Origin of the sequence: Thiosulfatihalobacter marinus, from assembly GCF_016019955.1 — a bacterium.
Taxonomy (GTDB): Bacteria; Pseudomonadota; Alphaproteobacteria; order Rhodobacterales; family Rhodobacteraceae; genus Shimia; species Shimia marinus_A.
Window position 1 is genome coordinate 11,210 of record NZ_JAECRZ010000008.1, and the last position, 13,314, is coordinate 24,523.

General features: G+C 64.5%; 9 protein-coding genes. 4 read left to right on the top strand and 5 right to left on the bottom strand.

Going from position 1 to position 13,314, the window contains the following annotated elements:
- Nucleotides 1–5: 5 nt before the first annotated feature.
- The 3 genes from hrpB (at nucleotide 6) to I3253_RS12880 (ending at nucleotide 4,570) form a co-directional block, all read left to right on the top strand.
- Nucleotides 6–2,447 (top strand): ATP-dependent helicase HrpB, encoded by a 2,442-nt coding sequence (hrpB, locus tag I3253_RS12870; protein ID WP_197918140.1) that lies wholly within the window; start codon nucleotides 6–8, stop codon nucleotides 2,445–2,447.
- A gap of 97 nt (nucleotides 2,448–2,544) precedes the next feature.
- Nucleotides 2,545–3,003 carry an NUDIX hydrolase gene (locus I3253_RS12875; RefSeq protein WP_197918141.1) on the top strand — a complete coding sequence of 153 codons (459 nt, stop codon included), beginning with the start codon at nucleotides 2,545–2,547 and terminating at the stop codon, nucleotides 3,001–3,003.
- Between the two features lie 85 nt (nucleotides 3,004–3,088).
- Complete coding sequence (locus tag I3253_RS12880; RefSeq protein ID WP_197918142.1) at nucleotides 3,089–4,570, top strand: inorganic phosphate transporter; 1,482 nt, start codon at nucleotides 3,089–3,091, stop codon at nucleotides 4,568–4,570.
- A gap of 16 nt (nucleotides 4,571–4,586) precedes the next feature.
- On the opposite strand, the gene I3253_RS12885 is transcribed toward I3253_RS12880, so the two are convergent.
- The 3 genes from I3253_RS12885 to I3253_RS12895 form a co-directional block, all read right to left on the bottom strand.
- A complete protein-coding gene (locus I3253_RS12885; protein ID WP_197918143.1) occupies nucleotides 4,587–5,618 on the bottom strand; it encodes a 2-dehydropantoate 2-reductase in 1,032 nt (343 codons plus the stop codon).
- A 153-nt stretch (nucleotides 5,619–5,771) separates the two neighbouring features.
- Nucleotides 5,772–6,698 carry an ornithine carbamoyltransferase gene (gene argF / locus I3253_RS12890; RefSeq protein ID WP_197918144.1) on the bottom strand — a complete coding sequence of 309 codons (927 nt, stop codon included), beginning with the start codon at nucleotides 6,696–6,698 and terminating at the stop codon, nucleotides 5,772–5,774.
- Nucleotides 6,699–6,702: 4 nt separating this feature from the next.
- Nucleotides 6,703–7,887 (bottom strand): aspartate aminotransferase family protein, encoded by a 1,185-nt coding sequence (locus I3253_RS12895; protein ID WP_197918145.1) that lies wholly within the window; start codon nucleotides 7,885–7,887, stop codon nucleotides 6,703–6,705.
- A gap of 270 nt (nucleotides 7,888–8,157) precedes the next feature.
- On the opposite strand from I3253_RS12895, the gene I3253_RS12900 reads away from it, so the two are divergent.
- Nucleotides 8,158–9,048 (top strand): DMT family transporter, encoded by an 891-nt coding sequence (locus tag I3253_RS12900; protein ID WP_197918147.1) that lies wholly within the window; start codon nucleotides 8,158–8,160, stop codon nucleotides 9,046–9,048.
- 63 nt (nucleotides 9,049–9,111) lie between these two features.
- Here the strand turns inward: I3253_RS12900 and I3253_RS12905 are convergent, their stop codons facing one another.
- Together I3253_RS12905 and I3253_RS12910 are read right to left on the bottom strand one after the other, a co-directional pair.
- Nucleotides 9,112–11,394 carry a glycosyl hydrolase family 28-related protein gene (locus I3253_RS12905; RefSeq protein WP_197918149.1) on the bottom strand — a complete coding sequence of 761 codons (2,283 nt, stop codon included), beginning with the start codon at nucleotides 11,392–11,394 and terminating at the stop codon, nucleotides 9,112–9,114.
- A gap of 269 nt (nucleotides 11,395–11,663) precedes the next feature.
- On the bottom strand, nucleotides 11,664–13,238 hold the full coding sequence (locus tag I3253_RS12910; protein WP_197918151.1) for a lysine--tRNA ligase: 1,575 nt from the start codon (nucleotides 13,236–13,238) through the stop codon (nucleotides 11,664–11,666).
- Between the last annotated feature and the right edge of the window lie 76 nt (nucleotides 13,239–13,314).

Consider the following 13,314-nt stretch of genomic DNA (forward strand, 5'->3'; position numbering starts at 1 on the left):
TGCACATGACCGCCCTGCCGATCCAAGATGCCCTCGCGCCCCTGCTCGATGCCCTGCGCGAGCGGGGCCGCGCCGTGCTGCAAGCGCCCCCCGGCGCGGGCAAGACCACACTGGTACCTCTGGCAATGCGACAGGCGGGGCTTGTGCAGGGTCGCATCGTCATGCTGGAGCCGCGCCGACTGGCGGCGCGCGCCGCCGCCGAGCGCATGGCGCAGACACTGGACGAACCGGTGGGCCAGACGGTGGGGTACCGGGTGCGCGGCGACAGCAAGGTCACGAAATCCACCCGGATCGAGGTCGTCACCGAAGGCATCCTGACGCGTATGATCCAGTCCGACGCTGGGCTTTCGGGGATCGGCGCGGTGATTTTCGATGAGTTTCACGAACGCTCCCTGAATGGCGATCTGGGGCTGGCCCTGTGCCTTGAGATCGCCGAGGTTCTGCGCGACGATCTGATCCTGCTGGCCATGTCGGCCACGCTGGATGCCGGTCCCGTGGCCGCCCTCATGGGCGACGTGCCGGTAATCACGTCCGAGGGGCGCAGCTATCCGGTCAGCACAAGCTGGCTGGACAAGCCACTGGCCAGGGGCGAGCGGCTGGAGGTGGCCACGGCGCGGCTGATCACGCAGGCTGTCAAGGAAACCCGGGGCGGTGTGCTGGTCTTTCTGCCCGGCGAAGGCGAAATCCGGCGCACTCAATCCCTGCTGAACCTGCCGGCCGAATGTCAGGTGCGCCCGCTGTTCGGGGCCATGCCGTTCAAGGATCAGCAGGCCGCCATCCGCCCCGTCGATACCGGGCGCAAGGTGGTGCTGGCCACGTCCATCGCCGAGACCTCGCTGACCATTCAGGACATCCGCGTTGTGGTTGACGCAGGACGCGCCCGGCGGGCCCGGTTCGATCCCGGCTCGGGCATGTCGCGGCTGGTGACAGAGCGCGTCACCCGCGCCGAGGCCACCCAGCGGCAGGGCCGCGCGGGCCGGGTGGCGCCGGGGGTCTGTTACCGGCTCTGGACAAAGGGAGAAGACGGCAGCCTGCTGCCCTTCCCCCCCGCCGAGATCGAGGCCGCCGACCTGACCGGGCTGGCGCTGGAACTGGCCCTATGGGGCGCCAGGCCCGACGATCTGGCGTTCCTGACACCCCCCAACCCCGGCGTGTTTGCCGAGGCCCAGGCGGTGCTGCGCATGTTGGGCGCCCTGGGCGCGGACAACCGCATCACCGCCCATGGCCGTCAGCTGGCCGCCCTGCCGCTGCACCCGCGTCTGGGCCATATGCTGGCCCTGGCCGGCGAACCCGCCGCGCCGCTGGCCGCGCTTCTGGCCGCGCGCGATCCGCTGGCGCGCGGCGCGCCCGTGGATCTGTCGCTTCGGCTTGAAGCCCTGCGCGACCTCAAGGCCTTCACCGAACGCCGCCCCTATTCGGTGAACCGCGCCGCGCTGCACACGATCCGCGACGAGGCCAAACGGCTTGCGCGGGCCACAAAGCCACCGGTGCGAACCGGTCTGAGCGCCGCTGAAATGGCCGCGCTGGCCTATCCCGACCGGATCGGCCTGCATCGCAAGGGCGATGCGCCGCGTTTCGTACTCTCTGGCGGCAAGGGCGCGGTGATGGACGAGGGCGACCCGCTGGCCGGCACCCGCCTGATTGTTGTCACCGATACCGACGGCAACCCGCGCGAGGCCCGCATCCGGCAGGCGATCGCCATTTCCGAGACCGAGTTGCGCTCCCTGTTCGCGGATCAGATCGCCTGGCACGACCATTGCGAATGGTCCAGGCGGGAACGCCGCGTTGTCGCCCGCCGCCAGGAGCGGCTGGGCGCCATCATCCTGGATGATCGGATCTGGAAAGACGCCCCCGACGATGCGGTGGCGCGGGCCATGCTGGACGGGGTGCGTGATCTGGGGCTGGTGCTGTCCGATGCCGCGCGCCGGTTCGTTGCGCGGGTGGAATTGCTGCGTGACGCGGGGCATGACCTGCCCGATATGAGCGACTCTGCCCTCATGGATACGCGCAAAGACTGGCTGCTGGCCCATCTTGCCGGCATCCGCACCGCTGATCAGTGGAAGAGGTTCGATCTGCTGGACCCGCTGCGCGCCCGGCTGGACTGGGGCCAGATGCAATCGCTGGACCGCGAGGCACCGGCCCATTTCACCACCCCGCTGGGGCGGCGGATTCCCATTGATTATTCCGGCGAGGCGCCGGAAATTGCGCTGCGACTTCAGGAAATGTTCGGACAGACAACGCATCCCCGCGTCGGGCGCACGCCGTTGCGTGTCACGCTGCTGTCTCCGGCGGGGCGGCCCGTGCAAACCACGATGGATCTGCCCGGATTCTGGGCCGGATCCTACAGTGACGTGCGCAAGGACATGCGTGCCCGCTATCCGCGCCACCCCTGGCCCGACGACCCCACCCAGGCCGATCCAACCCTGCGCGCAAAACGCAGGCAATAACACAAAAACAGGCAATTTCAGTCAGGCCGCTTGCATGCTGGCGCGAAAACGTATATACAAAGCACAGACAAAAACGCATGAGCAGAGCATTTAGACCATGACGGATACATTGATGAACGCGCTGTCCAGCGTGGTGGGCCCCTTGCTGCGACGCCCCAAACGGTTGCAGGTCGCCGCGCTGTGCCTGAAGGGTGAAGGCTCCGGCAAGCAGGTGCTGATGATCACCTCACGTGATACCGGCCGCTGGGTGTTGCCCAAGGGCTGGCCGATCGACGGTTACGACGCCCCCGGCAGCGCGCTTCAGGAAGCGTGGGAAGAGGCCGGCGTCAAAGAGGCCGAAATCGACCCCGACATGATCGGCACCTATGAATATGCCAAACGGCTGACAGGCGGCGCCGCGGTGGATGTCGAGGTGCAGGTTTATTCGGCCAAGGTGGACAAGCTGGTCGATCAGTTCCCCGAATCCGACGAACGCAGCCGCAAATGGGTCTCTCCCATGGACGCGGCCAACATGGTGCAAGAGCCCGGATTGCAGGAACTGCTGCGGCAAATATGACCGTTTCCTGACGCTTGCGTAACACAACCGTTGAAAACCGCGCCAAACCCGGCTAGCCCCGCGCAAAAGCACTGTGGGGAATGACATGGCCAATTCCGGTGGCGACAAAATCTGGTCCACGCTCGACAAGGACCTCAACCGCATTTCGCATGTCGAATATGCAACCAATTATGTGTCGCGCCCGCTGATCGGGCTGGGCATTGCGCTGGCCTTCATCGTGCTGGCAGCAGTCGTTGCCAGCGTGTTTTTCGGCTCATTCCCCTCCAATCTTGTTGTGGTCGCCGCCGCCGGTTTCGGCGCCTATATGGCACTGAATATCGGCGCCAACGATGTTGCCAACAACATGGGCCCCGCCGTGGGCGCCAACGCGCTTACCATGGGCGGCGCCATCGTGATCGCCGCGCTTTTCGAAAGTGCCGGTGCGCTGTTGGCCGGGGGCGACGTGGTGTCGACCATCTCCAAGGGCATCATTGATCCGTCCGGTTTCGCGAATGCGCGGGTGTTCATGTGGGCGATGATGGCGGCGCTGATCTCTTCGGCCCTGTGGGTCAACATCGCCACAATATTTGGCGCGCCGGTCTCCACCACCCATTCGGTGGTGGGTGGCGTCATGGGGGCGGGCATCGCCGCGGCGGGGTTCACCGCCGTCAGTTGGCCAACCATGGGCACGATTGCCGCCAGCTGGGTGATATCCCCGCTGCTGGGCGGCATCATCGCCGCGGCCTTCCTGGCCTTCATCAAGGCCAAGATCATCTATCAGGACGACAAGATCGCCGCCGCGCGCCGCTGGGTGCCGGTGCTGGTCGCCATCATGGCCGCCGCCTTTGCCTCCTATCTGGCGCTCAAGGGGCTGAAGCGCGTGGTCAAGATCGACATTTCCACCGCCCTGCTGATCGGGGTCGTGATTGGCGCGCTGACCTATGTGATCACCGCCCCGCTGATCCGCAAGCAATCCGAGGGCATGGAGAACCGCAACAAATCGCTCAAGATCCTGTTCGGGCTGCCGCTGGTGTTTTCCGCCGCGCTTTTGTCCTTTGCCCACGGCGCCAATGACGTGGCCAACGCCGTCGGTCCGTTGGCGGCAATTGTCCACGCCTCGGAATTCGGCAATTTCGCCGCCAAGGTTGCCATCCCGCTATGGGTCATGGTGATCGGCGCTCTGGGCATCTCCTTTGGCCTGTTCCTGTTCGGACCCAAGCTGATCCGCATGGTCGGCGAACAGATCACCAAGCTGAACCCGATGCGCGCCTATTGCGTGGCGCTGTCCGCCGCGATCACCGTGATCGTCGCCTCGTGGCTGGGCCTGCCGGTCTCTTCGACCCATATCGCCGTGGGCGGTGTGTTCGGGGTGGGGTTCTTTCGCGAATGGCACGCCGAACGCCGCCTGCGCAAAAGCGCCGCCGCCCGCCCCCAGACCAAGCGTATCGCGCCCGAAGAACGCCGCCGGCGCAAGCTGGTGCGCCGCTCGCATTTCATGACAATCGTCGCGGCCTGGGTCATTACGGTACCAGCGGCCGCCACCATGTCGGCGATCATCTTCCTGATCCTGAACGCGATCGTTTCCTGACCCGCCGGGCGGTTCGTTACCGCCCGCGCACCTCTTTGGGCTTCAGCTTCGGCGATCCCGTGCCCACTCGCTCCGCCTGACGCACCAGATCCGCCACGCGCTGATTGATCGGCGCGGGCACGCCGTTGTCCTGGGCCATGCGCACGATCTGGCCCTGCAACTCCTCGATCTCGGTCCTGCGGCCCTTGTTCAGATCTTCCCACATCGAGCTGCGCGCGGTCGGATCGATCGTCAGCATTGCGCGCGCCACGAACCGGAACAGCACCGTCGGCAGGCGCAGCACCCTGGGCACATGGCGCATCGGCAGCGGCCCCGGCACCGGGCTGAGCGGCTCGATCCCCGCCGCATCCAGCACCCGCAGCGCCTCGGCCATCTGGTCCGCCATCAGGCGGCGCCAGCGCATGTCGCCAATCTGTTTCCTCAACGGCAGCCCGGACAGCGCATTCAGCGCATTGTTGAGGTTGATCAACAACTTGCCCCATTGCAACGCAGGCATCTTGCGGCGTTCGTGAAACTCCAGATCCCCCACCGTCAGCGTGCGCGCCAGGTGGCCCGCGCCCCGTTCGATCAGGATGTCGCCGCTGGTCCCACGATGAAACCGCCCGCCGCCCATGGCCACGATGTTGCACATCACAATCCCGGCGCGCACATCCCGCCCCGGCAGTTTTTCGCGCAACAGGCCCACATTGGAAATGCCGTTTTGCAGGCTGACCACCACCGCCGTTTTCGGCGCGAACCGCGCAATCTGGCGCGCCATCTCGGCGGTCGCGCCGCTCTTGACCGTGACCAGGATGATGTCGGCCCCTTTCAGGCACACCGGATCGGCTGTCATCGACACCACGTCGGGCGGCAGTTCCTCGTCCAGCCCGGCATAATCCGTCAGCGTCAGCCCCTGCCGCGAAATCTCTTCCGCCATGCGCGGGCGCAACAATAGCGTCACGTCATACATGCCCCGCGCCAGCATACCGCCCACGAAACAGCCCACGCTGCCCGCTCCGGCCACCACGATCCGCGGGGAATTTCCGTGTCGTTTCGCGCTTTCAGCCATCCACTCACCCACAACGCCCGCGCGATTCCCGCGCCCCGTCTTGTCGCATTATGCGGGATTTGGGGCAAATTTGCGGCACCAAAGCTGTATCCCCAACGCAAAAGGCGCCCGGATTGCCCCGAACGCCCCTTGTTTGCGCGATCCGAAACCGGCCTACGGCGTCAGACACCAGCGCATGATCGCCTTCTGGGCGTGCAGACGGTTTTCGGCCTCGTCGAAAATAACCGAATTCGGCCCGTCCATCACCCCGTTTGTGGCCTCTTCGTTCCGGTGCGCCGGCAGGCAATGCATGAACAGCGCATCCGGGTTGGCATGGCGCATCAGCTCTTCGTTCACCTGATAGGGGCGCAGCTGGTTGTGCCGCCGCTCGCGGGCCGACGGCGCGTCATGCATACTCACCCAGGTATCCGTCACCACAAGATCCGCCCCTGCAACCGCGCGGGCCGGGTCGCGGTCGATCTCGACCGAGACCCCCTTGGCGCGGGCCTGCTCGACAAAACCCATTTCCGGGTCCAGCGGTTCCGGCCCGGAAAAAACCAGGTCGAACCCGAATTGCCCGGCAGCATGGGCAAAGCTGGCAAACACGTTGTTGCCATCACCACACCACACCACCTTCTTGCCCGCGATCGGGCCGCGATGCTCCTCGAATGTCAGGATATCGGCCATGATCTGGCACGGATGGGTGCGATTGGTCAGCCCGTTGATCACCGGCACCGTGGCATGTTCCGCCATTTCCAGAAGCGTCGCCTCCTCGAAGGTACGGATCATGATCAGGTCCACATAGCGGCTCAGCACGCGCGCCGTGTCGGCCACGGTCTCGCCATGGCCCAGCTGCATCTCGCTGCCCGACAGAACCATGGTCTGCCCGCCCATCTGACGCACGCCCACGTCAAAGGAAACCCGTGTCCGGGTGGACGGTTTTTCAAAGATCAGCGCCACCATGTTGTCCTTCAGTGGCAGATCATCATCGGGCGCCCCCCGGGGGCGGCCATTGCGGGCATTCTTGATCGCCTTGGCGTCGGCAATCATGCCGTGCAGCTCGGCAACGCTGGTCTTGTCGATATCCAGAAAGTGCTTCATCGTCTCAATCCTTGTCAGCCGCGCTCACCTGCGACGCCGCCGCGTCCAGCCGGGCCACCGCCTCTGCGATCTCATCCTCGGAAATGGTCAGCGGCGGCAACAGGCGCACCACGTTGTCGGCGGCGGGCACGGTAATGACCTCGTTGTCATAGCCCGCCCTGACCACATCGGCATTCACCGCCTTGCATTTCAGCCCCAGCATCAGCCCGGCACCGCGCACCCCCTCGAACACGTCGGGATGCGCCGCGACCAGCCCCTCCAGCTTCTGACGCAGCATCCCGGCCTTGCGGTTCACCGCATCCAGAAACTCCGGCGTGCTCACCACATCCATCACCGCGCAGCCCACGGCACAGGCCAGCGGATTGCCGCCATAGGTGCTGCCATGGGTGCCCGCCGTCATGCCGCCGGCGGCCTCTTCGGTGGCCAGAACCGCACCCAGCGGGAATCCCCCGCCAATGCCCTTGGCCACCATCATGATATCCGGCGTGATCCCGGCCCACTCATGCGCAAAAAGCCGCCCCGTTCGGCCAACCCCACATTGCACCTCGTCCAGGATCAACAGCACCCCGGCCGCGTCACAAATTTCGCGCAACGCCTTCAATTCCGCGTCGCCCATCGGACGGATACCGCCTTCGCCCTGAATCGGTTCAACGATCACCGCAGCCGTCTGCGCGCCGATGGCGGCCTGCACGGCCTCTGGATCACCCCAGGGCACATGCAGAAAACCAGGCAGCAAGGGGCCAAAGCCCTTGGTCATCTTCTCGCTGCCCGCCGCCGCGATCCCGGCGCTTGAACGGCCATGGAACGCGCCCTGGAAACCGATGATCTCCACCTTCTCGGGCTGGCCCTTTTCATACCAGTATTTGCGCGCCATCTTCACGGCCAGTTCACAGGCTTCGGTGCCGGAATTGGTGAAAAACACCGTATCGGCAAAGGTTTGCTCCACCAGCTTGTCCGCCAGCGCCTGCTGCTGCTCGATATTGTACAGGTTCGACACATGCCACAGCTTGCCCGCCTGTTCGGTCAGCGCCGCCACCAGAACCGGGTTGGCATGGCCCAGCGCATTCACCGCGATCCCGGCCCCCAGGTCCAGGAAACGTCGGCCATCCGCCTCGATCATCCAGCTGCCTTCACCTTTGACAAAGGTCAAAGGCGCACGCGAATAGGTCGGAAGTACGGACGGGATCATGGGATCATCCTTCTTGATGTCTGAGCCCCAGTGACTGCACCACATGAGGCAACAAGGTCAACGATATTGGAAAAGACTGCGCCGATTTGTGGCGCAAAGATCAAACGGGCCGATTACACGCGGGCGTGTCGGCGTCGCAGCTTGCGGATATATGTGCGTTTGATCATGGAGTCAGGCCATACTGTATCGCCGCGGATTTGCAACCACAAAATCACCCCGGCGGAAATCGCGCTTGCACATGGCGCGGCCACGCGGCACTGATCGGGAATGATGCGCGCGCCCACCCCCAACGCCGGCCTGGCCGCGGCCCTGACGCTGGTTGCCTCGGCCTTCGCGGCGGGAACCACCCTGCTGGCCAAGGCGCTTGGCAGCGGCGCGCTGGGGCCGGCACTGCACCCTTTGCAAATCAGCCAGGGCCGTTTTCTCTTTGCCTTCCTGATTTTCTCCACGGCGGCGCTGGTCCTGCGCCCGCGCATCACGCGCCCGGCGCTGGCCCTGCACCTGGGGCGCTCGGCACTGGGCTGGGCCGGGGTAACGCTGATGTTCGCCGCCGCATCCTTTATCCCGCTCTCGGATGCCACGGCCATCAGCTTTCTGAACCCGGTCTTCGGCATGTTGCTGGCGATCGTCTTTCTGGGCGAGCGTATCGGCCCCTGGCGCTGGCTCTCCGCCGCCATTGCCTTTGGCGGCGCACTCATCCTGTTGCGCCCCGGCTCGGGCACATTGCAGACCGGCGCGCTGCTGGCGCTCTTTGCGGCCATGGCCATAGGCGCCGAGCTGATCTTCATCAAGCTGCTGTCAGGCCGCGAGCGCCCGTTCCAGATATTGCTGATCAACAACGCCATTGGCCTCACCCTCGCCACCGCCGCCGCGCTGTTCGTCTGGCAACAGCCCAACGCCCAGCAATGGGCCGCGCTGGCGGGCATCGGCCTGCTGATGGCCGCCGCGCAAACCTGTTTTGTCAATGCCATGGCGCGCGCCGATGCCAGCTTTGTGTCGCCATTCTTCTACGCCACACTAGCCTTTGCCGCGCTTTATGACGCGCTGGTCTTCGCCGTTCTACCCGATGTCGTGTCCTGGATCGGTGCCGGGCTGATCCTGACCGCCGCCGCCATCCTTGTCTGGCGCGAAACCGGCCCACGCCGCCGCCGGACCCCCTGACCACGCCACGAAAAAGGGGGCCGCACCACGGCGCCGCCCCCTCGTCTTGCCTGTACCTCGGCCTCAATCCATCCGCAGCGTCACCGAAACATCCCCCGTAACCGGCGTTTCCCAGTTCAGCACCACCTGATCGCCATTCGCCCCCTGCTCCAGGCTGACAAAGGGCGTGCTGTACACAGTCTGGTTCGATCCGTCCCGAATGCGCGAGGTCGCCACCACGGCCTCCACCCTGCGCGTACGCCCGCCAAAGGGCAACTCGCCATCCGTATCGATGGTCCAGGTCGCACTCGCCGTTTTCTGGCCATGCTCCACCACCAGCGGGTTGTAGATCGGCGTTCCGATACTGTGGAACGTATTGCCCGCCACCACCACGTTCTTGCCGCGCGTCATGTCAAGATCGGCAAAGCTGGTGTCCACCCGATCCACCCGGTCTATCGAACCGTTGATCGAGCGGAACTTGTTACCGCTCACATTCAGCCCGGTGATGGAATGACCCGTTCCAAAGGGCTTGATCACCAGATAGGCGAACCATGGCGCCACGTCTCCCGACAGGAACACGTTGTCCGTCACCGACAAGGCGCCAAAGCTGAACCCGCCGGTGAAATCCGGCTCGCTGTCATACTCGTTGGTCCATTCGATCGTGCAATTGTCCACGTAATTGCCGTCAATCGTGGTCGAGGTATAGCCCTGCGCCAGCACGATCCCCCCGGTGCGCACCCCGTCGGACTGGCCGTCACCCTGGAAAAAATGGTTGCCCGTGATCGTCGAATTGGTGCCGCCAATCACCGCGAAATGCCGAAACTGGCTGGCCCGGTTGTTGCGCAGCTTGACGTCATTGGCATTGCAGTTGATCGCCACCGAGGTGCGATCCTGCGCGCGCAAATCGCCCTCGCCGGTCAGGAACTGGCAGCGGTCGATCAACATTCCCTGACAGCCTTCGCCAATCGATGTAATGCCCCGGTCGCGCGGCCGCGTGATGAAACTGTCCCGCAGATGAAACACCACCCCGTTGGGCGCCAGCATGATCCCGCTGGCCAGCCCGTTGCACAGCAGTTCGACATTGGCCAGCTGGAATTGCGAAATCTTGGTGAAGCCGCTGAAATCCAACAGATACCTGAACCGGGTGAAGGTGAAATTCTGCGTGCCGTCAGCATCGTACAGCGGCTGGCTCAGCGTCACCTCCTGGGCCCCGATACTCTTGGAATGCACATAGACCTCGCGCCCCACTCCGTTGCCGGTCACAAGCGCGCCCACCGGGATATTGGCCACGTTCGTGACATTGCGCAACGTGCGCCCGTCGCTGGGTGAATAGGTCGCCTGGCTTGTCACCACCTCCGGCTCCCAGGCGGTGTCGCCGCTGACATAGAACTGCCCGTTCGCAATCACCCGGCGCTGCGCATATTGCGTGCGGTTGGGCACCGCGGCCTGAAGATCGATCGGCCCGGTGATCACGATACGCCGTCCGCCCATGTCCAGGCTCTCATGGTCTGCATTGTTCAGCAGCGACTGGAACGCCTTGCGAAACGCCAGTTCCTCGTCGCCAAACGCATCGATATAGGCCGGCAGATCGAAATTGCGCGTCAGCGACAGGATCGAGTCGGTCCCCATCGTCACCGTACCCTCGAATGTCACCCGGCTGTCAAAGGTCACGCTGCTGCCCAGGAAAAACGTCCCCTCCGACACCAGAACATGGCGCCCGCCGGCCGCCGCGTCGGCCGCTTCAAAAGCCGCCGCATCGTCGGTGACGCCATCGCCCACCGCGCCGTAATCCTTCACATCCACCCAGCTCATCATCTCGCGCAGATAGGCAGAGGTGACATCCTCGATCACGATGTCGTCTATGCGCACCACACCGCCATTGGCGCCCAGCAGATCCAGCCCGAAATGCCCGTATTCCGGCGTTCCGCCCCAGACCATGTCAACCCCGCCGCGCGCACCGGTCCCGACAATGGCCGACACCTCGACCACCTCGCCATAGCTGTCCAGCGTGACGGTTTCCCCCACCTCGGTCAGCCCGCTGACATAGGTGTCATTGCCCTGCCCGGCCCATCCGGCAATCCGTACCGAAGGCAGGTTGCCGCTCACCGCCTTCACCCGCGCCGTGATGCGCAAATAGCACCCGGGCAGGATCGGGGTTTCGCCCATGTAACGCAGCTTCTGCGTCGAGGCGGTTTTCAGAAGCTCAAGACAGCCGCCGAAATCCTGATCCGCCGGCACAATGGCGGCATTGACCGCGTTCTCATAGGTGTCCTGCCCCGGCCGTCCATCCTGGCTCGACCAGACATCCAGCCCATCCCCGAACTCGGGCGGCATAAACAGCACGCCATCCGTAATCGCCTTGTTCATCAATTCCCTTTCCGCACCCGCATTGCACGCGGTGCCGTTTGCTGCTGCTTTACACAAAGCCCGGCAGACACGCCGGCGCAGCACGGGAATATCAAAACCGGCGTTAGCCCCGGCTTAGGCAACCGTGACGGTGCCCTGCCGATCCGCGCAACACCCCGCCCGGATCACGCCCGGATCCCCCCTGGCCACGGGCGGAACGGCAATACCGCCTTGTCGGCCAGGGCCGGCAAGGCGCGTACCTGCGTGCGCCGCAGGCGCACCCGATCGGATCAGGCCAGTTCGCCCGCCAGTCCCCTGTCGATCAGGGCGATGGTCTCCTCCACGCCGTAAAGCGCGATGAACCCGCCAAACCGCGGCCCCTGGCTGGCGCCAAGCAACACCTCATAAAGCGCCTTGAACCAGTCGCGCATCGGGTCGAACCGCTCACGCCCGACCGAAAAGACCAGCGATTGCAGCGCGTCGCCATCCAGCCCGCCATCCCAGGCTTTCAGCTTGTCGCGCAGGTCTTCCAACGCCTCGCGCTCGGGCGCGGTGGGCGCGCGATAGGTCTTGGCCGGTTTCACGAAATCATTGTAATAGCGCACCGCGAACCCGGCCGCCGCGTCCAGATCGGGATGGGTCTCGGCCCGCGCCTGTGGCGCATAGCGCCGGATGAACCCCCACAGCTGATCCTTCTCCTCGGCCCCCGCCACCGAGGCCAGGTTCAGCAGCATCGCGAAAGGCACCACCAGGTTGCTCTCGGGCACGTCGCCACCGTGAATGTGATACACCGGATTGTTCAGCTGCGCCTTCGGATCCTGCCCCGGATAGGCGCGCAGCTGCTGGTGATATTCATCCACCGCCTTGGGGATGACATCGAAATACAGCCGCTTGGCCGTCTTCGGCTTCTGGTACATGAAATATTGCAGGCTCTCGGGCGCGGCATAGGTCAGCCACTCCTCCATCGACAGGCCATTGCCCTTCGACTTGGAAATCTTCTGCCCCTGCTCGTCATTGAACAGCTCATAGCTCAGGCTCTCCGGCGGGCGCTGGCCCAGCGCGCGGCAAATCCTGCCCGATTGCGTCACACTGTCGATCAGATCCTTGCCCGACATCTCGTAATCCACGCCCAGCGCCGCCCAGCGCAGCGCCCAGTCCGGCTTCCACTGCATCTTCACATGGCCGCCCGTGACCGGCACTTCCATGCGCTCGCCATCCGGCTCTTCATATACGATGGTGCCCCTGGCGACATTGCGCTCCAGCGTGGGCACCTGCAACACATGCCCGGTCCGGGGCGATACCGGCAGGAAGGGCGAATAGGTCGCCTGCCGTTCGGCCCCCAGCGTCGGCAGCATGATTTCCATGATCTTGTCGAACCGCTCCAGCGCAACCAGCAGCATCTCGTCGAACCGGCCCGACCGGTAATACTCGGTCGCGCTGGCGAACTCGTACTCAAAGCCAAAGGAATCCAGAAAGGCGCACAGCCGCGCGTTGTTATGCTGGGCAAAGCCGTCATGGGTGCCGAACGGGTCGCGCACCCTGGTCAGCGGCAGGTGCAGATCCTGCTTCAGCTCTTCCTGCATCGGCAGGTTGGTCGGCACCTTGCGGAATCCGTCCATGTCATCGGAAAAACAGATCAACCGCGTGGGTATATCGCTGATCTGTTCAAACGCGTGGCGCACCATCGACGTGCGCGCCACTTCGCCAAACGTGCCGATATGGGGCAGCCCGCTCGGGCCATAACCCGTCTGGAACAGCACGTATCCCTTTTCCGGCGCCTTGTCCTTGTAGCGTTTGAGCAGCCGGCGCGCCTCTTCAAAGGGCCAGGCTTTCGAAACAAGGGCTGCGTCACGCAGGTCAGACATGGGAGTCTCCGGTTCAGGTGGGAATCAACACGCCGGGGCGCGATATCGCCACGGCAATGCGCTGCATTCCTATTGC